This is a genomic window from Amycolatopsis sp. M39, from assembly GCF_001651785.1.
GTDB lineage: Bacteria > Actinomycetota > Actinomycetes > Mycobacteriales > Pseudonocardiaceae > Amycolatopsis > Amycolatopsis rubida.
Window position 1 is genome coordinate 1 of the sequence record NZ_LWSF01000045.1, and the last position, 18,987, is coordinate 18,987.

An 18,987-nucleotide genomic window follows, 5' to 3' on the forward strand; every position below is an offset into this window, starting at 1 on the left:
GGCAACCCCTGCACAACTCAGGCGTTGCAACCACCACTAGAACCCAAGCAGATTCCCGCAGGGTTCCCCTCACGCGTCTCCACCGCGATGGCGCGAAAGCGACCGGTCCGCGCCAGGCCGGCCAGCCCGTCACGAAGCCGGATACTGCTGCTCGCCCAGCAACTCCGCCAGATGCACCGCGTTCCGCACCAGCGTCGCGTTGGTCGAAGCGACCGTCTCCGGCGTCTCGTCCAGGTCCTGGTAATCGCCGCCCTTCATCGCTTCCCCGTTCCAGTACGTGCCGCCCTGCGCCGGGATCGTGAAGCCGATGTCGTTGAGCGACTGGAAAAGATCCGCGGTGATCTTGTGCGCCCCGTCCTCGTTCCCGACCACCGCGACGACCCCGACCTTGCCGAACATCCCCGGGCGGCCCTCGTCGCCGGTCTCGGACTGTTCGGCGTTCAGCCGTTCCACGACCCGCTGCGCGACGCTCGACATGTGACCCACCCAGGTCGGCGTCGAGATCAGCACGACGTCCGCGGCCGCGACCTTGCGCCGGATCTCCGGCCACTCGTCGCCGTCGCCCATGTCCGCCTCGATGCCGGGGCGCACGTCATGGTCGGCCACCCGGACCAGTTCTCCGGTCACCCTCTTTTCGGCGAACAGATCGAGCAGCTGCCGGGCGATCAGGTCGCTGCTGGAGCGGTCCGGCGACCGCTTGAGGGTGCAGCCAAGAGCGAGAACACGCATCAGAAACCTCCATCGGGATGCCGACGCCGATCCGGGCGAACCCGGCCTCGGCGAGTACGGTCGGATCGAGCACATTGCGGGTGTCGACCACGACCGGCCGGCCCGCCGCTTCGGCGAGCCGGCGCCAGTCGAGGTCGCGGAACTCCGGCCATTCGGTGAGGACAGCCAGCGCGGCCGCGTCTTTCGCGACCAGGTAGGGATCGTCCACGACGATCCCTCCGTCCATTTCGGACTGGACAGCAGGGTCGTACGCGGTGACCTCGGCACCGTGCCGGACCAGTTCGGCCGCGACCGCGACCGCAGGGGAATCGCGCACATCGCCGGTGCCCGCCTTGAACGCCAGGCCCAGCACGCCGATCCGGACGCCGTCCAGCGAACCGTCCCGACGCCCGGTCGCCGCCGTCCGGATCGCGCGGACCATTCGCGTGCGCTGCCGGGCGTTCACCCGCACCGCGTCGCGCAGGAGCCCGAACTCGACGCCTGCCGAATCCGCCGCCCGCAACAGGGCGCTGGCGTCCTTCGGCAGGCAGGATCCACCCCAGCCTGGGCCGGGAGCCAGGAAATGCGGGCCGATCCGCGGGTCGAGGCCCATCACCCCGGACACGTCGCGGACGTCCGCGCCGCACTGTTCGCACAATTCGGCCAGCGTGTTCGCGTACGACGCCTTCACCGCGAGGAATCCGTTGCTGGCGTACTTGGCCAGCTCAGCGCTCGCGCTGCTCGTGCGCACGACCCTGGCTTTGGTCGGCCGGTAGAGCCGCGCAACCCGGTCCGCGGCGGGCGAATCCGGCGGATCAGCACCGATGACAACCCGATCTGGGCACCGGAAGTCATCCACGACACGGCCTTCGCGCAGGAACTCCGGGTTGCTGACCACCGGAAGGTCGGCGCGGCCGAGATACTCCGGAATGCGTTGCGCGGTCCCGACCGGGACGGTCGATTTCGTCACCACGACCGTACCCGGCGCGAGCGCTCGGCCGAGGTCGCCGAGAGCGCTGCGGAGCGCACGAAGGTCCGGCGTGCCGTCCTCGCCGGGCGGCGTCGGCAGGCACAGGAACACCATCGTCGACCCGGCGACCGCGGCGAAGTCTCCGGAGAAGGCCAGCGTCCTCTCCCGGAGGCCTTCGGCGACCAGCTCCGCCAGCCCCGGCTCGGCGAGGTCGACTTTTCCTGCCCGCAGCCGGGAAACCTTGGCCCTGTCAATGTCCACAGCGGACACTTGATGGCCCATCGCGGCGAAGCAGGCCGCCGTCGTCAGCCCGACGTAGCCCGCTCCGAGGACGCCGATCCGCTCAGCCATGCGACACCCCTTGGCGCAGCACCGAGTGGGCCGCCGCCAGCACGCGGTCCGTGCTCAGCAGCAGCAATCCGGCGTCCGGTTCTGCGCCGTGCGGGTCGCCGACGTCGCCTATCCACAGCACGACGTGCTGCGGAACGTCCCGCGGCGGGCCCCAGCATCGGGGCGGCGTCGGGCCGAAGAGCAGGACCGACGGCGTGCCGAAAGCGGTCGCGAGGTGCCCGACGCCGGTGTCGCCGCACACCACCAGCGCCGCTTCGGCCACGAGCGCGGCCAGTTCGGCCAGCCCGGTCCGTCCGGCGAGCACCGCCTCCGGACCCAGCCCGGCGCGCGTGGCGACCTCCTCCGCCAGATCGCGTTCGGCTGCCGCGCCGGTGAGCACCACGCGGTGCCCGGACGCGGCCAGGTCGCGTGTCACCTCGGCGAATCTTTCCGGCGGCCAGCGCCGGGCGGGGAACGCCGCGCCCGGGTGCACGACGACCGCCCCCGGCGCGGGACTCGGTCCTGGCGGCGGAGAGATCCGCAGGTCCCGGCGGTCGGCTGGGCATTCGCCGTATTCGACCAGCCGACACCAGCGGTCGACCTCGTGGATGCCCGGCGTCCAGTCCAGGCCCGGGATCTCCGGGACGGCCGGATTCCGGTGCGTGAGCAGCGTGTCCGGCAGGACGGCCGTCAGGTCGCGGATGCTCTCCGGGCCGTTGCCGTGCAGATTCACCGCCAGTCGCGGGGGCGGGCCCGGCCAGTGCAGGGCGCCGAGGCCGGGGGTGGGAAGCAGTTCGTCCACCGCGTCGACCAGTTCGACCAGGTCCCGCAGCCATTCCGGCGCGGCCAGCACGAGGCGTTCTTCCGGGTACGCTCGGCGCAGGCCGCGCAGCGCCGGGACCGCGGTGAGCAGGTCGCCGATTCCGAGGGCACGCAGAGCCAGGACGCTCATGGCCACGATCCCTCTTCTGAAGCGCACACCACGAGTTCCCGCACCTCCGCGTCCGGCGGCTGGCCGAGCGCGAACGCGATCGTTCCGGCGACATGTTCCGGCCGGTTCAGCTTCGCGTCGGCGGGCGGGCGGTACTGCTCCGTCCGGTCGTCGAAGAAGCGGGTCCACATCCCGCCCGGCACGAGCAGCGTCACCCCGACCCGGCCCGCGAGCTCCGCGGCCAGCGCGCGGGTGAAACCGACGACGCCGAATTTCGAGGCGCAGTACGCAGTTGCGTCGCTGACTGCCTTGATGCCGAGCGTCGAGGACACGGTGACGATCCGGCCGTGTGACTGGTCCAAATACGGCAGGGCGGCCCGCACCACGGCGACGGTGCCCAGGAGGTTCACGTGGACAACCCGCTCCCAGTCCTTCGCCGAGACCTCGCCGAGCGGGCCGCACGCGTCGATTCCCGCGGCGGTCACCACCCCGTCAAGTCCGCCCGCCCGTTCGGCCACCTCGCGTACGGCTTCCTCGGCCGCAGCGGAGTCGGCGAGGTCGACCTGCACGAATTCCACTCCGCCGGCGGGCCGGGCGCGGTCGAGCACCCACGGGGCGCCCCCTTCCGCGCGGACCGCTTCGACCGTCGCCGCGCCGAGACCCGACGCGCCGCCGGTGATCAGGACATTGCCAAGAGAACGCATCTGACTCCCTCGAAGATTCACTGGCCGGTCGCGGCGGCGACCAGCCTCGTCGTCGAATAACCGGCCAGCGTCGGCACCAGGACGACCTCGCCGCCGTACCGCTCGACCACCGTCCGTTCGGGCAGTTCCGCCTCGGCGTAGTCGCCGCCCTTCACCCAGACGTCCGGCCGCAGCCGCTCCAGGATCGGGACCGGCGACGATTCGCCGAAAACCACGACCGCGTCCACAACGGACAGTGCGGTCAGCAGGCGGGCTCGGTCCTGCGCGGACAGCAGCGGGCGCCTCGGGCCTTTCAACCGGCGCACGGAACTGTCCGAATTCACGCACACCACGAGTGCGTCGCCGAGAGCGCGCGCCTGGCCCAGCAGGCTGACGTGCCCGGGGTGCAGGAGATCGAAACAGCCGCCGGTCGCGATGAGCCGCCCGCCCGCCGCGCGGACTCGTTCCGCTACGGCAAAAGCATTTCCCGCGGCGAAATCCTTCGTATCCGCAATGGACATCCGTCCTTCCTCGATGGACAGTGCGCTGGCCCCGCCCGCTGCGACAAACCGAGCTGCCGCCTCGACCGCGACGCGCACAGCCTCCGTAACCGAAGCACCGTCGAGCAATCGGGCAGCCGCGGCCGCTGCGAACCGGTCGCCCGCGCCGCAAGTGTCCGTCGCGCTGCCGCTGACTCGCGCGCCTTCCGGCACCGAGATCCGGCGCACCGACTTGCCGTCGTCGACCAGCGCCCCCCGGGAACCGATAGTCACGGCGACCGCGTCGGCATTCCAGCGTTCCCGCAGCAGGCCGGGCATCTCGAGCGCGTCCGGAACCACCGCGGTCGCCTCGCCGGCGTTCGGCGTGACCAGTCGCGTTCCTGGCACCGGCTCGGCCCCGCGCGGATGCGGGTCCCACACCACCGGAATCTCCGCTGCCAGTTCGGTCAGCACCTCCCGCAGCCGCGGGTTGCGGGTGATGCCCCGGCCGTAGTCGGCCACGAGGATCGCCCCGGCACTGCGCAACGCGCGCTCCGCCCGGTCCGGCAGGACGTCGGCGGACGCGGTTCCTTCGCCGGAATCCAAGCGCACCAACGATTGCCCGGCCGCGCGAATTCGGGTCTTCGACACTGTGCCGCCCTCCAGCGGGACCGGCACCAGAGTCACTTCCGGTTCGAGCAGACCAGCGAGCGTGCGGGCGGAACGATCGCCGCCGAGCGCGGTCACGAGGACCACCTCAGCGGCGGACCGGGCCGCCAGCAGCGCGGCAAGACCCGCCCCGCCAGCGCGCAGCCACCGGCTCGTTACGTCGACGACCGGGACCGGGGCGTCCGGGCAGAGCCGCTCCGCGACGCCCTCGGCGTCCACGTCGAGGAAGACGTCGCCGACCACCACCAGCGGCTTCACGCCGGCACCCCGAGTGCGTCGTCCAAGGCTTCGCACAGCGCGTGCACCAGCGCCAGATGCAGTTCCTGCACCGTGGCCATGCTCGGCGCGTCGACCGCCACTGAGTCGTCGCACAGCGCAGCGAGCGGGTTCGGCACCGGTCCGGTGAACGCCCAGGTGGTCACGCCCATCTCGTGAGCCGTCTTCGNGCCGCTGGTTGACAGGCAGACGAGCACGTCACCCGGCCGTCCGTGTGCGCGGACCTGGCGAGCGAAGAGTTCGGCTTCGTCGTAGTCGTTGCCGATCGCGGTCAGCGCTGAGGTGTCGGCGTGCAGCGCGATCGCCGACAGCGGACGACGCTCGCGTCGAAACCGGCCCACCAGCTCGCCGGTCAGGTGCTGGGCTTCGGCGGCGCTACCGCCGTTGCCGCACGCGAGCAACCGCCCGCCGTTCTCGAAAACACTGGCCAGGCAGGTTCCCCACGCGGCAATGCGCGGGGTGGCGAAACGCAATCGTTGCGCGGCCGAACACAAGTCGGCGAAGTGGTCTGCCATGACGGCACCTCCTCGAAAAGTCAGCGGTCCCGGTGACGCCGGACCAGGAATGGCCCCAACGCCAGAACATCCACCGGAGCCGAACCGAAACACTCCAACGCGTCGCGCGGGGAATCGACCATCGGCCGTCCCGCGGTATTCAGGCTCGTGTTGACGACGACCGGAAGACCGGTCCGGTCCGCGAATCCGGAAAGCATCCGAGCGGTCCGCGGATCGTCTGCCGGGCCGACAGTCTGCACCCTCGCGGTGCCGTCCACGTGGGTCACCGCAGGCAGCCGGTCGCGCCACGCTTCGACGACGTCGTGCACGAAAAGCATGTAGGGACTGGGGAACGGGCCACGCGAGAAGATCTCCGCCGCGCGGCCGGCGAGCACCATCGGAGCCACCGGCCGGAATTGCTCGCGGCCCTTCACGTCGTTGAGCCGCTCCAGGTTCCCGGCGCGGCCGGGGTGCGCGAGCAACGACCGGTGCCCGAGTGCACGCGGGCCGAATTCGGCGCGGCCTTGGAACCAGGCCACGATCTGGTCGTCCGCCAGTGCCTCCGCCACCGCGTCCGAGACGTCGTCCGGACGCTCGTAGTCCAGTTTCGCCTTCTGCAGAAGGGATTCCAGCTCGTCGTCAGTCCATTCGCGACCGAGGGCGGCGTCAGACATCGGTTCGATCCGCTCGCCCGCGTCTGCCGCCAGCTGGAGTGCTGCTCCGAGCGCGGTTCCGGCGTCTCCGGCGGCGGGCTGAATCCAGATCGACTCGAACGGGCTTTCCGCGTGCAGCCGGGTGTTGGCGACACAGTTGAGCGCGATGCCGCCGGCCAGAGTCAACGTCCGTTGGCCGGTCCGGTCGTGCAACCAGCAGGCGAGGTCGAGAAGCACTTCCTCCAGCACATGTTGGACGCTGGACGCGAGATCAGCGTGCCGACGCGTCAATTCCTCGCCGGGAGAACAGCGCGGGGCGAGTGCGGACCAGTCGATCAGCTCGGTGCGAAATCCCCCGTCTCCGGTCACGTAGACGCGCTCTCGTAGGTAGTCGAGATGCACCGGTCCGCCATAGGACGCCAGCGCCATGACTTTGTACTCGTCGCTCGACCGCGCGAAGCCCAAGTGCTCGGTGAGATCCTCGTAGAACAGACCCAGTGAGTGCGGAAGTTTTTGCGCGGCAAGCTCTTTGAGCCGTCCGTCGCGATACTCGCCAGCCAGGTACGACATGCTTTCGCCGCGCCCGTCCGCGACCAAGACCGCCGTGTCGCCCCATGGTCCGGCGAGCGCGGCCGACGCAGCGTGCGCGACGTGGTGCCGGACGAACTTGACCTTCGTCTGGTCCAATCCAGGCAGTTCGCTGGCGAGGAATTTCGGAGCGCGGCGGGCGAATTCGGTGCGCAGTTCCTCGCCGCTGGGATCGTGCCTGGCGAGGCCGGGTTCGACCAGGTCCGGATCGTAGGAAAACCCGACCGCGTCGAGGTCCGCCGCGATGAGCCCGGCCCGCTCGAGGCACCAGCGGGCGGCCTGCCCCGGCTGTTCCCACGCCGAAAACGGCACCGCCTGCTTGCCGTGCTTGCGCCGGCTGAACCGCTCCTCCTCGGCCGCCGCGACGATCCGTCCATCGACGACGAGCGCGGCGGCGGGATCGTGGAACACCGCGTTGATTCCCAGGAAGCGCACCCGCTCACCCCTTCGCTCCGGCGCGGACCCGGATGGTCCGCTGTCCCGGGAGCACTACCCGGCGAAGTCGGGGATAAACGAATCAGCCGGAAAAGCCCAGGACGTCGCTACTCCGCGAAGCGACGCCCGGTCAGGGCTCGTGCGTGGCGATCACGGTTAGTACTCCAGCTGTAGTTCGTGATCTTGCTGGAGGGGGTTGGTGAGATGGGTGCGGCCACCGCGTGATCATGGGTGTTTGTGAGGACGACTCAAGATCGTGTGGTGGCCGCGGCTGCCAGCGTAGACCCTGCGGGGTGGCAGTCGCTGCTGGGTGAGATGTTGCTGCGGGTCGGGCACCGGTTCGTGCGGGTGGAGTCGCGTCGGCGGGCTGGGCGGTTCGTGCAGGGGCTGTTGGCCGGGCTGGCGCGGGTGAACTGCTGGACCGTCGCTGAGGCAGTCGGGGACCGGACCCCGGATGGGATGCAGAATCTGCTCTCGCGCGCGACCTGGGACGCCGACGGGGTCCGCGACGACCTGCGCGAGGTCGTAGTCGAGCAGCTGGGCGACCGGGATGCGATGCTGGTCATCGACGAGACCGGCGACCTGAAGAAGGGCGTCGAGCCGGTCGGGGTGCAGCGGCAATACACCGGCACCGCGGGCCGGATCGAGAACTCGCAGATGTCGGTGTTCCTGGTGTATTCCACCCCGGCCGGGCACACGTTCATCGACCGCGAGCTCTACCTGCCCGAAAGCTGGGCCGGGGACCAGACGCGGCGGGAACGAGCCGGCGTGCCCGCGCATAACCTGTTCACCACGAAATCCCGGCTCGCGTTGGCCATGATCACCCGGGCGCTGGAGGCAGGCGTGAAGGTGGGATGGGTGACCGGCGACGAGGCTTACGGCAAAGACGCCGCCGGCTTGCGGGATCCGCTCGAGGCCCGCGACCAGGCCTATGTGCTGGCCGTGGCCTGTGACCACCGCATTCCCGGGGCCGGCGGGGAGAATGCCAGAGCCGATGAGCGGGCCGCCGCGCTGCCGAAGCGGGCCTGGCAGAAGCTCTCTGCCGGGGCGGGCGCGAAAGGCCGGCGCTACTGCCTGTGGGCCCGCATCCGGCTGCGCCTGGCAGGCAAGACCGGGTATCACTGGATGCTGATGCGCCGCAACCGACGCACCGGGGACACGGCGTTCTACCGCTGCTACAGCCCCCGCCGCGTCTCACTGGCCGAGCTCGCGCGCGTCGCCGGGCGACGCTGGACGATCGAGGAGACCTTCCAGACCGGCAAAGAACTCACCGGCCTCGACCAGCACCAGGTCCGCACTTGGACCTCCTGGTATCGCTGGACCACCCTGGTGATGCTCGCGCACGCCTTCCTCGCCATCGCCGCAGCCCACACCCGCGACACACCACCACCCGAGGGCCTGATCCCGTCGACACGCAACGAGATCAGGCACCTCTATGCCCAGCTCACACTCCAACCTGCCCGCCGCGCCGCCGACGTCCTGACCTGGTCCGCCTGGCGCCGACGACACCAGCACCAAGCCCGCCAAAGCCACTACCAGCGACAACACCAGCAACCAGCGCCCAATCACGAACTACAGCTGGAGTACTAACCGCGACACGCACTCACGAGACCTTGCCCCGCGAACCACCCCGCCGTCCGCCGCAGCCCCTCCGCCACCGAAACTCGCGGTGCCCAGCCAAGCGCCCGGCGCGCGAGCGAAATGTCCGGACACCGCCGGCGCGGATCGTCCACCGCCGCGTCGACATGCACGATCCGCGAAGAAGATCCGGTGATCGCAATCACCTGCTCCGCGATTTCCCGTACCGAAAGCTCCTGGGGGTTGCCGATATTCACCGGTCCGGAATGCTCCGACCGCGCCAGGGCGAGCAACCCGTCAACGGTGTCGTCCACGAAGCACAACGACCGCGTCTGCCGTCCGCTGTCTTCGACGGTGAGAGGTTCGCCCGCGAGCGCCTGGGTGATGAACGACGGCACCATCCGCCCGTCGTCCGAGCGCATGCCGGGGCCGTAAGTGTTGAAGATGCGCGCGATCCCGGTGTTCGCGCCTTCGCTGCGTCGCATCGCGCTGGTCAACGCCTCGGCGTAACGCTTGGCCTCGTCATACACGCTGCGCGGGCCGACCGGATTCACATTGCCCCAGTAGGTTTCGCGCTGCGGATGCTCCAGCGGATCGCCGTACACCTCGCTGGTCGACGCGAGAACGAACCGCGTCCCACGCGCCGCATCGAGGGCGTTCTCGGTGCCTGCCGAACCCGCGCGCATCGTCTCGAGCGGCAGCCGGAAGTAGTCCTTAGGAGACGCGGGAGAGGCTAAGTGGAAGACGACCTCGACGGCACCGGGAACCGGGATCGGCTTGGTCACGTCGTGCTCCAGCAACCGGAACCGCGGATGCCCGGCGACGGCGTCCAGCGCGCCGGGCCGGGCCGTCGCGAGATTGTCCACCGCGGTCACTCTCGTGCCCTCTTCGAGGAGTTTCGCGCACAGACGCGCGCCTACGAATCCGGCTCCGCCGGTGACTACCGCGTGGGAGAAAACCATGCCGCGCCGGATACCCGCGCAGCCCTGCGTTAACCCCTGCGGCTCATGGGTAACCGCAGGGCATGCGAGTACTCCTGACCGGCTGGGCGAGTTTCCGGCACGGCGAGGCCACTGCGGGCGACGTGCTGAGTTTACGCGCGGTGAGCGAGGTCCTGACCCACGCAGGGGTCGATCACCTGACCGTGTGGAGCCCCACGTTCCATCCCGAAGGCCCGCATTTTGACGACGCTGCGCCGGACGCCTTCACCCACGTCGTCTTCGCCTGCGGCCCGTTGCGCGGCACGCAACTGCGAGAGCTGCACCAGCGTTACCCGCAGTGCCGGCGGCTGGCGATCGGCGTGTCCGTGCCCGATCCGGCGGACGCCGCCGTCACCGGGTTCGACGTGGTCCTCGCCCGCGACGACGGCGACACCTGCGCTGCCGATCTTTCCTTCGCCGCGTGGGTCGAATCGCCGCCGGTAGTCGGCGTGGTGCTCGCGCCCGGCCAGCCCGAGTACGGCGCGGACCGCCGGCACGACACGGTGCACGCGACCCTCTCCGAATGGCTGCGCGACCTGGACTGCGGCCGCGTCCCGCTCGACACCCGCCTCGCCACCGACGACTGGCGGCATTGCGCGACGCCGGACCAGTTCGTGAGCACGCTGTCCCGATTGGACGTCCTGGTCAGCACCCGATTGCACGGCCTCGCCCTCGGCCTGAAGGCTGGTGTCCCGGTGCTCGCCGTCGATCCGATCGCGCACGGCGGCAAAGTCACCGCACAGGCGCACGCACTGCGCTGGCCCGCCGTCCTGCCCGCGAACGCCACGCGCGCCGACCTCGACAAGTGGTTCGAATGGTGCTGCTCCGCCGAGGCACGCGCCCGCGCCGCCGCGGAACACCCGTCCCCCGGACCGCTGGCCGAACTCGTCGGCGCGCTCAAGGAAATGCCGTGAACCGGACGACCGTCGTCGTAGCCACCCGCAACCGGGCCGAGGAATTGGCCCGCACCCTCGCCGAACTGTCCACCATCGACCCGCCGCCGCCGGTGATCGTCCTGGACAACGGCTCGACGGACCACACAGCTGAGCTCGCCGCTTCCTTCGAACAGGTACGGGTGATCCGAAGCCAGCACAATCACGGTGCCGCAGCGCGCAACCAGGGCGTCATCGCCGCCCGGACGCCGTATGTCGCGTTCAGCGACGACGACTCCTGGTGGGCCCGGGACGCACTCCCCCGGGCCGAAAAGCTCTTCGCCGCCCACCCGCGGCTCGGCCTCCTCACCGGACGCACTTTGGTCGGCCCGGAAGAACGCGACGACCCCATCACCCCGGCCCTAGCGCACAGCCCGCTGGGAACTCCGCCGGACGCCCCCGGTCCGCTCGTGCTCGGTTTCCTGGCCTGCTCAGCGATCGTCCGGCGGTCAGCTTTTCTGCAGGCCGGCGGATTCAGCCCGATGCTGCATTTCGGCGCCGAGGAACAGCTGCTGTCCTACGACCTCGCCGCAGCCGGGTGGCAACTCTGCTACGCGAAACACGTGGTGGCTCACCATTATCCGTCGTCATCGCGACCATCTCCGGGCTGGCGGCAGCGTGCCGAGACCCGCAATCAGCTGCTCATCAGCTGGCAACGACGACCGGCCGACGTCTGCGCGAACCAACTCCGTCGGCTGCTCGCCCGCGCTCGGCGAGAACCAGGTCTGCTTGCCGCACTAGCCGCCGCCGCGATCCGGCTGCCACACGCACTGGCCCGCCGTCGCGTGCTGCCCGCCGCAATCGAACGACAAGCCCGGCTGACGGAAGGATGACCATGGACCGGACGTCCGTTGTGGTGATCACGCACAACCGCCGCGAACAGCTGCGGGGAACTCTCCAGCACCTGGTCGCCCTGCCCGAACAGCCGCCGATCCTGGTGGTCGACAACGCGTCCGCCGACGGCACCGCCGACCTCGTCGCCCGCGACTTCCCCGAGCTGCGGCTGATCAAGCTCGACCGGAACCTCGGCGCGGTCGGCCGCAACATCGCGGTCCGCGAGGTGACGACGCCATACGTGGCGTTCTGCGACGACGACACCACCTGGCAACCGGGTTCCCTCACCCGCGCGGCCGACGTGCTGGACGCGCACCCCGGTCTCGGTTCGGTGACCGGACGCTGCCTGGTCGAACCGGACCTGCGAGAGGACCCGATCACGCCGGAACTGCGGTTTTCACCGGTGCCGCGCCCTGCGTGGCTGCCCGGTCCGGCGCTGCTCGGGGTGCTGGCCGGGCTGACGATGTTCCGGGTCCAGGCCTTCCGCGACGCCGGCGGCTTCTCGCCGCGGCTGTGGCTCGGCGGGGAGGAGGAACTGCTCGCGCTCGACCTCGCCGCGCTCGGCTGGCGGATGTGCTGGCGGGAGGACGTCGTGATCCACCACGCCCCGTCGAAACTGCGCGATCCGCGCCGGCGGCGGGGGCTGGGAATCCGGAATACCTTGTGGACGTTGATGTTGCGCCGCCCGTGGCGTTCGGTGTTCCGCCGGGGAGCTGCGGTGCTGGCTTCCGCGCCCCGGGACCGGACGACAGTCGCCGCCGTCGCGGAGTGCCTGCGCGGCCTCCCCTGGGTGCTCCGCGAGCGGGCCGTGGTTCCGGCCGAGATCGAGCACGGGCTGCGGCTGCTGGAAAAACCACAACGCACGTCGGCCGCGCGCCGGTACACCGGATAGCGGCCCGCGAAGGACTCCCCTAGGGATAGCGGTCAGCGCACGGCAGCCCAGCCGGACTCGCCGACCGGCACGGCTTTCTCGTACGCGCGCACGGTCTCCGCCGCGATTCGGTCCCACGAGTACCGTGCCCGGACCCGCTCCCGCCCCGCTGTCCCCAACGCCTCCAGCTCCGTGGGCTCGGCCAGCAACGCACGCAACCGAGCCGCCAGCCTGGCCGGGTCGCGCGGCGGCACCAAGCGGCCGGTGATCCCGTCCACCACCGTGTCGGTCAAGCCGCCGACCGCGGCAGCCACCACCGGTACTCCGCACGCCATCGCTTCCAGCGGAACAATCCCGAACGGCTCGTACCACGGCGTGCACAGCACCGCGTTCGCGGAACGCAACAAGCCCGGCATGTCCGCCCGGCTCACCTGACCAGCCAGCCGCACCCGGTCAGCCACCCCGAGCCGCTCCGACAGCCGCCGCAGCCGACGCGCCTCCGGGTCCTGGGAAAGCGCTCCGGAAGCCGGACCTCCCGCGATCACCAACTCGGTCTCCGGTACCCGCGACAACGCGGCGATCGCCACGTCGAACCCCTTGCGCGGCACCAGCCTCCCGACCGACACCAGCCGCTTGGGCGCAGTCCGCGGCACCACCGGGCCGCCCGCGCCGAACCGGTCAAGGTCGACCCCGCACGGCACTACCGAAATCCGCTGCCGCGGCACCCCTTGCCGGGCCAATTCGAAGACCTCGTCCGAGCAGGTCGCGACGATCCGGTCGACCTGCTTGCCGACCATCCGCTCCAGTCGCATCCGGTCCGGCGGGCTCGTGTCGGCATCCCCTTGGTGGCGCCGTTTCACCACGCCGAGCGCGTGAAAAGTCTGCACCGTCGGCACCGCGACCTCGCGCGCGGCGAGAACCGTCGCCACGCCGGACATCCAGAAGTGTGCGTGCGCCACATCCGGCGGCTCCTCCGTCCACCGGTCGCGCAGCCAGCTACCGAATTCCCCCATGTGCGGCAAAAGTTCGTCTTTCGGCAGTCGGCGCTCCGGACCTGCCGGGACATGCACAACGCGATAACCCGCCGGCGTCTCCACCGTCGCGGGCGCGTCCGGATGGTCGCGTCGCGTGTAGACAGTGACGTCGTGGCCGCTCCGCGCCAGTGCGGCGGAAAGGCCGGCCACATGGACGTTCTGCCCGCCCGCGTCGGCCTCCCCCAGCGCGGCGAGCGGACTGGCGTGTTCGGACACCATTGAGATCCTCATCAGACTCCTTCCGCAGCGGGGACGGTTTCGGCGAGCAGGCGGTCCCACCGGCACAAGAACGCGTCGAGACCGAAGTGCGCCAGCGCGTGGTCGCGGGCCGCCTTCCCCGCCAGCACGGCGAAATCGGGTTCGTGCACCAGCTCGCGGAACCGCCGCGCGAGCACTTCGACGTCGGCGGAACACACCCCGGCGTCCGGGGGCACTGCCGAAGGCGCTTCCGTGGAGGCGACCGCGACGATCGGCATGCCCAGGTGCATCGCTTCCAGCAGCGACAGGCCGAGCGACGTCCAGCGCGCGGTGTGCAGATACACGCGGTGCCGGGCGAGTTCGTCGTGCAACCGCGGCGGACGCACGTCGCCCTGCCCGCCGGGCAGCCCTGCGGTGCCCATGCCGAACACGTTCACCGGTGCGATTTCGCGGAACGCAGGCAGGAGATCGGCCCCGGTCACGCGAGCGCGGCGGCGCGGTTCGTTGATCATCGCCGCGCCCGCGGGCAGCTCGCCGGTGTAGCGCTCGCCGGGGTCCGGAATGCCGTGCGGAATGACGACCGCCGGCGCGATCCCGTTGTCCCACATGAGCGCGTTGTACGAGGTGACGTGCACGATCGGCACCTCGCCCTGACCCGCCATCGGATGCCGGGACACCGCCGCGCCGTGCCGCGGCGCATTGTGCTCGACGTAGACCATCGGCACCCGCGAGCCCAGCTGCGGCCGGACGAAACCCGCTTCTTCCGGCCGCTGAAGCATGACCACGTCCGGCTGGGCGTCCGCGAGCCGGTCGACGGGAACCTCGGTCACCGTCGGCCAGTCTCGTCCCATCCGGCCCGACCCCCACGGTGCGCCCTCGGGACTTGCCGGGACGAAGTACTCGTGCCGGCCGCGGACGAATGCGTCAGTCCACGATCCGTGCACATGCCACAGCAGGATCCTCATGGGCTTTGGCTTAACCGCGGGGATTCGACGTTAAACCAGCCGAGCCACCGGGTATCCCGCTGAGCTTTCGCCGCGGAAATTGTCGCCCAGCCGAGGGTGCCCGCGCTTCGACCGGCCTTCCTTGTCTACCAGCGAACTCTCCGGTTCCGGCCGCCGAGGCGGACGCTCCTCCTCGACTTGGGTGCGTCGGAGGTTCGCCGTCTGCTGCCTCGGATGACACTCGTTGGTCATGCCGCCTCCAGCACCGTTTTGAGCCAGCCGTCCTCGCGCCGGTCGAACGACTCGTACGCCTCGATCGCGGCCGTCGGCTCCTCGCGGCGCGTGATGAACGCGGTCGGATCGACGACGTCCGTGCGCACGAGGTCCAGCAGCTCCGGCAGGTAGCGGCGATGGTTGCAGTTGCCCATGTGGATGGTGAGGTTCTTGTTCATCGCGGTGCCGAACGGGAAGCCCTCGAATCCCGGCGGGTAGACTCCGATCACGCCGATGCTGCCCGCCTTCGCGACCGCGTCCACCGCCCAGCGCGCAGCCTGGCTCGGCGCGTCGCCGGGCACCCACAGGTCACCGTCCGGCACCGCGTCCGGCGCGACCTCGGCGCGTTCCTGCTCGAACTTGTCGGTGTCCACCGACGCTGCGGGGCCGGTCTTCGGCCGTTCCGCGTCCACGCCGACCGCGTCGATCACCCGATCGACGCCGATCCCGCCGGTGAGTTCGCGGACGAGCGCGACCGGGTCGTCCTCGTTGAAGTTGACCGTCTCGGCGTTCTGCTCGCGCGCCTTGTCCAGCCGCGACGCGATGCCGTCGACCGCGAACACCCGGCCGGCACCCTGCCGTTTCGCCGACGCGATCGCGAACTGGCCGACCACCCCGGCACCGAGCACCAGCACGCTGTCCCCGCGGCTGACCTCGGCCAGCCGCGCGCCGAACCACGCCGTCGGGAAGATGTCGGACAGCAGGATCGCACGGTCGTCGCTCACCGCGTCCGGGATCCGGACCAGCGAGGTCATCGCGAACGGGACCCGCGCGTACTCCGCCTGCAGCCCGTCGACCGAGCCGGTGGCCTCCGGCCCGCCGAAGAAGCAGGTGCCCGCGGACGGGCCGTTCGGGTTCGCGCGATCGCACTGCGCATGGTAGCCGGCGCGGCAGTAGGAACACGTGCCGCACGAGACGGTCGACGGGATCACCACGCGGTCGCCGGGCGAGAACCCGCGCACCGCGGGCCCGACCTCTTCGACCACGCCCACCGCCTCGTGCCCGAGCACAGTGCCTTCCGCCATGCCAGGCATCGTGCCGCGCACCAGGTGCAGGTCCGTGCCGCAGATCGCGCTGCGAGTGATCCGCACGATCGCGTCGCTGGGTTCGAGAATCTTCGGATCAGGCACCTCGTCGAGCCGGATGTCCCCGGTTCCGTGCCACACCACAGCCTTCACTTCCTTCACTCCCTCTCAAGTCACCAGTCCGGGCGGCGGACTGGGGGAAGCCGGTCGAGCGTCGCCGCCACGGCCGCGGCGACCCGCGGTTCGGTCAGCGGAGCCCCGGCCGGGCCGTGCGGAAGCACCTCGACCTCGACCCGGCCTCGCGGACCGAGGCGACGCGGGCGCCCTGCGCGGCGAACCACTCGCCGGACCCGCGGCGGTTGCCCTCCGGATCAGGCCCGGCCGCACCGCGTCCGGATACCGCTCGGCCAGCCGCAGCGCCACCGGCACTAATCGGCCGCCCGCCACCACGTCGGCCAGCGGCTTGGCGTCGGTGGCCGCTTCGAGCAGCACGGGAGCCCGGTCCGGCGGACAGTGCACGATCCGGTGTTCCGGAGCGACCTGCCGCCAAGCGTGCAGGGCGTCGCTTTTCGCCGCTTCGTCCAGGACTACGAGCATCCGCTCAGCCATCTGCGCCTCCTCCCGGCGGCGTACCCGAGCGGCAGCGAGCGAAACCCGGAGTTTGACCGCCGCCTGCCGGGGTATCCGCGCGAGTCGGACCGAAAGAGGGAGACAGGGTGCGGGACGGAATTGCCGAGCCATGGGGCACGCGCTCGCCGTACGGTCCGGGCGAGGACTGGCCGGTGCGCGTCGACTGCCATCTCGCCGACGGCGTCGGGGCGGGCGACATCGACCGCTGGGTGCGCACCGCCGCGGTCCTGCATTCCAATGGCGACGGCCTCGACCTCGCGGTGAAAGACGGCCGGATCGCCGGCGTCCGCGGCCGGGCCGACGACCGCGTCAACCGCGGACGGCTCGACCCCAAAGATCTTTTCGGCTGGCAGGCCAACAACGCACCGGACCGGCTGCGCACGCCGCTCGTGCGCCACAACGGCGCGCTCCGCGAGTCCACTTGGGACGAAGCGATGAACCGGATCGTCCAACACAGCCGCGAATTGCTCGACACCGAAGGCCCCAGTTCGCTCGGCTTCTACACCAGCGGACAGCTTTTCGCCGAGGAGTACTACACGCTCGCCGCGATCGCGCGCGGCGCGCTCGGCACGAACCACCTCGACGGCAACACGCGGTTGTGCACCGCGACCGCGGGCGAATCGCTGAAGGAAAGCTTCGGGTGCGACGGCCAGCCGTCTTCTTACACCGACATCGACCACGCCGACGTCATCGCGCTGTTCGGGCACAACGTCGCCGCGACGCAACCGGTGCTGTGGTCCCGCATCCTCGACCGGCTCGCCGGTCCGCAACCGCCACGCCTGCTCTGCGTGGATCCGCGGAAAACGCCGGTCGCGGAAGCCGCTGAGCTGCATCTGAGTCCGCTGCCCGGCACGAATGTCGCGCTGATGAACGGAATCCTGCACGAGGTGATCCACCACGGCTGGTGCGACAAGGCTTGGCTCGACGAGCACACCGTGGGCTACGACGACCTCGTCAAGGTCGTCCGCGACTATCCGCCTGAGCGAGCGGCGTCGATCTGCGAGGTCCCGGCGGACGAGATCCGTTCCGCGGCACGGCTGGTCGGGACAGCCAAGCGTCTCTTGTGCACGGTGCTGCAAGGGTTTTACCAATCGCACCAGGCGACCGCCGCCGCGGTGCAGGTGAACAACCTCGCGCTGCTGCGCGGAATGCTGGGCAAACCAGGCTGCGGGGTCCTGCAGATGAACGGCCAGCCGACCGCCGAGAACACCCGCGAATGCGGTGCCGACGGCGATCTCACCGGATTCCGGAACTGGAACAACAATGCGCACGTGGCGCGGCTGGCCGAACTGTGGAACGTGCCGACGGAGCAGATCCCGCACGACGGCCCGCCGACTCACCTGATGAAGATGCTCGACCTCGCCGAAAGCGGCGACCTGCGGTTCTGGTGGATCTCCGCGACCAACCCCGCGGTGTCACTGCCGGAACTCGCGCGAGTCCGGAAGATTCTCGGCCAGGAGAGCCTTTTTCTCGTCGTGCAAGACGCGTTCGCCACGGAAACCACGGAATTCGCCGACGTCGTGCTGCCCGCGGCGATGTGGGGCGAGAAAACCGGAACGTTCACGAACGCCGACCGCACCGTGCATCTGTCCGAGAAAGCGGTCGACCCGCCCGGACAAGCACGGCCAGACCTCGACATCTTCCTCGACTACGCCCGCCGGATGGATCTGCGCGACCGTGACGGCGCTTCTTACCCGCCGTGGCACGACGCTGAATCCGCCTACGTAGCTTGGCAGAAGGCGTCCGCTGGGCGGCCTTGTGACTACAGTGGACTCTCCTATGAGAAGCTCAGCGTGGTCAGCGGAGTCCAGTGGCCGGTCGACGAAGCCCACCCGGACGGCACCGAACGCCTTTACGCGGACGGCAAGTTCTTCGCCGATCCGGATTACTGCGAGGAATACGGCAAGGATCTGCACACCGGCGAGCCAGTCAAGCCCGAGGAATACCGCGAGTACAACCCGTACGGCAAAGCCATGCTCAAGCCTGCGGAGTACCTGGTGCCGAGCGAACCGCCCAGCGCCGAATATCCGTTCGCTTTGATCACCGGGCGGACGCTGTACCACTTCCACACGCGGACAAAGACCGGGTGCGCACCGCAGCTGGAAACGGCCGCCCCGGAAGTCTGGGCCGAACTGTCCTGGCCGGACGCCGAACACGCCGGAATCACCGAGGGCGACCTCATCGAAATCCGCACCCCGCGCGGACGCGTCCACGCCAAGGCGCGTCCCTGCGGAATCCGCGACGGAGTGCTGTTCCTGCCGTTCCACTACGGCTACTGGGACACCGCCGACCCGACCGGCGCGGACGGCGTCCGCGCGGCCAACGAGCTGACCGTCACGGACTGGGATCCGGTGTCGAAGCAGCCGCTGTTCAAGACAGCCGCCGCCACGCTGCGCAAGGTCTCTGCCGGAATTCCGAGGAAGTCCATCGCGCGCGGCAACCGGGCGGTGTCCGAACAGTTCGTGGAATGAC

Annotated in this window: 17 protein-coding genes; 5 read left to right on the plus strand and 12 right to left on the minus strand. The window is 70.1% G+C overall.

Annotation, left to right across the window (positions count from 1 at the left end; all coding sequences use genetic code 11):
- Nucleotides 1-129 precede the first annotated feature (129 nt).
- The 7 genes from A4R44_RS44000 to A4R44_RS44030 form a co-directional block, all read right to left on the minus strand.
- Nucleotides 130-669, minus strand: coding sequence for a flavodoxin family protein (locus A4R44_RS44000; protein ID WP_232792068.1), 540 nt, complete (start codon nucleotides 667-669; stop codon nucleotides 130-132).
- The gene (locus A4R44_RS44005) at nucleotides 593-2,029 is read right to left on the minus strand and encodes a UDP-glucose/GDP-mannose dehydrogenase family protein (protein WP_095214000.1); all 1,437 of its coding nucleotides are present in this window, start codon (nucleotides 2,027-2,029) and stop codon (nucleotides 593-595) included. Before A4R44_RS44005 ends, A4R44_RS44000 begins: the two co-directional genes overlap by 77 nt.
- Entirely contained in the window at nucleotides 2,022-2,960 is a 939-nt protein-coding gene (locus A4R44_RS44010) for a glycosyltransferase family 9 protein (RefSeq protein WP_067595386.1), read from the minus strand. Before A4R44_RS44010 ends, A4R44_RS44005 begins: the two co-directional genes overlap by 8 nt.
- On the minus strand, nucleotides 2,957-3,643 hold the full coding sequence (locus A4R44_RS44015) for an SDR family oxidoreductase (protein ID WP_067595388.1): 687 nt from the start codon (nucleotides 3,641-3,643) through the stop codon (nucleotides 2,957-2,959). The genes A4R44_RS44010 and A4R44_RS44015 overlap by 4 nt, the downstream gene beginning before the upstream one ends.
- A 17-nt stretch (nucleotides 3,644-3,660) precedes the next feature.
- Nucleotides 3,661-5,028, minus strand: a complete 1,368-nt coding sequence (locus tag A4R44_RS44020; protein ID WP_067595390.1) for a PfkB family carbohydrate kinase — start codon at nucleotides 5,026-5,028, stop codon at nucleotides 3,661-3,663.
- Nucleotides 5,025-5,561, minus strand: coding sequence for an SIS domain-containing protein (locus tag A4R44_RS44025; protein ID WP_067595392.1), 537 nt, complete (start codon nucleotides 5,559-5,561; stop codon nucleotides 5,025-5,027). Before A4R44_RS44025 ends, A4R44_RS44020 begins: the two co-directional genes overlap by 4 nt.
- Nucleotides 5,562-5,581: 20 nt before the next feature.
- The gene (locus A4R44_RS44030) at nucleotides 5,582-7,216 is read right to left on the minus strand and encodes a carbamoyltransferase C-terminal domain-containing protein (protein WP_067595394.1); all 1,635 of its coding nucleotides are present in this window, start codon (nucleotides 7,214-7,216) and stop codon (nucleotides 5,582-5,584) included.
- A gap of 315 nt (nucleotides 7,217-7,531) precedes the next feature.
- Here A4R44_RS44030 and A4R44_RS44035 point away from each other — a divergent pair, with 315 nt between their 5' ends.
- Nucleotides 7,532-8,806, plus strand: coding sequence for an IS701 family transposase (locus A4R44_RS44035; protein WP_095214003.1), 1,275 nt, complete (start codon nucleotides 7,532-7,534; stop codon nucleotides 8,804-8,806).
- On the opposite strand, the gene A4R44_RS44040 is transcribed toward A4R44_RS44035, so the two are convergent.
- Nucleotides 8,803-9,756 (minus strand): NAD-dependent epimerase/dehydratase family protein, encoded by a 954-nt coding sequence (locus A4R44_RS44040; protein ID WP_067595396.1) that lies wholly within the window; start codon nucleotides 9,754-9,756, stop codon nucleotides 8,803-8,805. The genes A4R44_RS44035 and A4R44_RS44040 overlap by 4 nt on opposite strands.
- Before the next feature lie 62 nt (nucleotides 9,757-9,818).
- Here A4R44_RS44040 and A4R44_RS44045 point away from each other — a divergent pair, with 62 nt between their 5' ends.
- The 3 genes from A4R44_RS44045 to A4R44_RS44055 are packed head-to-tail and all read left to right on the plus strand — an operon-like array spanning nucleotide 9,819 to nucleotide 12,432.
- A complete protein-coding gene (locus tag A4R44_RS44045) occupies nucleotides 9,819-10,688 on the plus strand; it encodes a polysaccharide pyruvyl transferase family protein (protein ID WP_067595398.1) in 870 nt (289 codons plus the stop codon).
- Nucleotides 10,685-11,539, plus strand: a complete 855-nt coding sequence (locus A4R44_RS44050; RefSeq protein WP_067595400.1) for a glycosyltransferase family 2 protein — start codon at nucleotides 10,685-10,687, stop codon at nucleotides 11,537-11,539. The genes A4R44_RS44045 and A4R44_RS44050 overlap by 4 nt, the downstream gene beginning before the upstream one ends.
- Before the next feature lie 2 nt (nucleotides 11,540-11,541).
- Nucleotides 11,542-12,432: a glycosyltransferase family 2 protein gene (locus A4R44_RS44055; RefSeq protein ID WP_067595402.1), complete on the plus strand. Its 891-nt coding sequence runs from the start codon at nucleotides 11,542-11,544 to the stop codon at nucleotides 12,430-12,432.
- Nucleotides 12,433-12,464: 32 nt separating this feature from the next.
- Here the strand turns inward: A4R44_RS44055 and A4R44_RS44060 are convergent, their stop codons facing one another.
- From A4R44_RS44060 to A4R44_RS44075, 4 genes are all read right to left on the minus strand, one after another.
- Nucleotides 12,465-13,676 (minus strand): glycosyltransferase, encoded by a 1,212-nt coding sequence (locus A4R44_RS44060; RefSeq protein WP_067595404.1) that lies wholly within the window; start codon nucleotides 13,674-13,676, stop codon nucleotides 12,465-12,467.
- Complete coding sequence (locus A4R44_RS44065) at nucleotides 13,676-14,608, minus strand: glycosyltransferase (protein ID WP_067595406.1); 933 nt, start codon at nucleotides 14,606-14,608, stop codon at nucleotides 13,676-13,678. Before A4R44_RS44065 ends, A4R44_RS44060 begins: the two co-directional genes overlap by 1 nt.
- A gap of 227 nt (nucleotides 14,609-14,835) precedes the next feature.
- Nucleotides 14,836-16,038 (minus strand): zinc-dependent alcohol dehydrogenase, encoded by a 1,203-nt coding sequence (locus A4R44_RS44070; RefSeq protein ID WP_067595428.1) that lies wholly within the window; start codon nucleotides 16,036-16,038, stop codon nucleotides 14,836-14,838.
- 15 nt (nucleotides 16,039-16,053) lie between these two features.
- Entirely contained in the window at nucleotides 16,054-16,494 is a 441-nt protein-coding gene (locus tag A4R44_RS44075; protein WP_067595408.1) for a hypothetical protein, read from the minus strand.
- A gap of 107 nt (nucleotides 16,495-16,601) precedes the next feature.
- On the opposite strand from A4R44_RS44075, the gene A4R44_RS44080 reads away from it, so the two are divergent.
- Nucleotides 16,602-18,986 (plus strand): molybdopterin oxidoreductase family protein, encoded by a 2,385-nt coding sequence (locus A4R44_RS44080; RefSeq protein WP_067595410.1) that lies wholly within the window; start codon nucleotides 16,602-16,604, stop codon nucleotides 18,984-18,986.
- Nucleotide 18,987: the final 1 nt, after the last annotated feature.

What these genes read in the sequence shown, in the direction of transcription:
- A4R44_RS44005 (WP_095214000.1), bottom strand. Translation starts at nt 2,029, where the DNA reads ATGGCTGAGCGGATCGGCGTCCTCGGAGCGGGCTACGTCGGGCTGACG.
- A4R44_RS44010 (WP_067595386.1), bottom strand. Translation starts at nt 2,960, where the DNA reads ATGAGCGTCCTGGCTCTGCGTGCCCTCGGAATCGGCGACCTGCTCACC.
- A4R44_RS44015 (WP_067595388.1), bottom strand. Translation starts at nt 3,643, where the DNA reads ATGCGTTCTCTTGGCAATGTCCTGATCACCGGCGGCGCGTCGGGTCTC.
- A4R44_RS44035 (WP_095214003.1), top strand. Translation starts at nt 7,532, where the DNA reads ATGTTGCTGCGGGTCGGGCACCGGTTCGTGCGGGTGGAGTCGCGTCGG.
- A4R44_RS44040 (WP_067595396.1), bottom strand. Translation starts at nt 9,756, where the DNA reads ATGGTTTTCTCCCACGCGGTAGTCACCGGCGGAGCCGGATTCGTAGGC.
- A4R44_RS44045 (WP_067595398.1), top strand. Translation starts at nt 9,819, where the DNA reads ATGCGAGTACTCCTGACCGGCTGGGCGAGTTTCCGGCACGGCGAGGCC.
- A4R44_RS44055 (WP_067595402.1), top strand. Translation starts at nt 11,542, where the DNA reads ATGGACCGGACGTCCGTTGTGGTGATCACGCACAACCGCCGCGAACAG.
- A4R44_RS44060 (WP_067595404.1), bottom strand. Translation starts at nt 13,676, where the DNA reads ATGAGGATCTCAATGGTGTCCGAACACGCCAGTCCGCTCGCCGCGCTG.
- A4R44_RS44065 (WP_067595406.1), bottom strand. Translation starts at nt 14,608, where the DNA reads ATGAGGATCCTGCTGTGGCATGTGCACGGATCGTGGACTGACGCATTC.
- A4R44_RS44075 (WP_067595408.1), bottom strand. Translation starts at nt 16,494, where the DNA reads ATGGCTGAGCGGATGCTCGTAGTCCTGGACGAAGCGGCGAAAAGCGAC.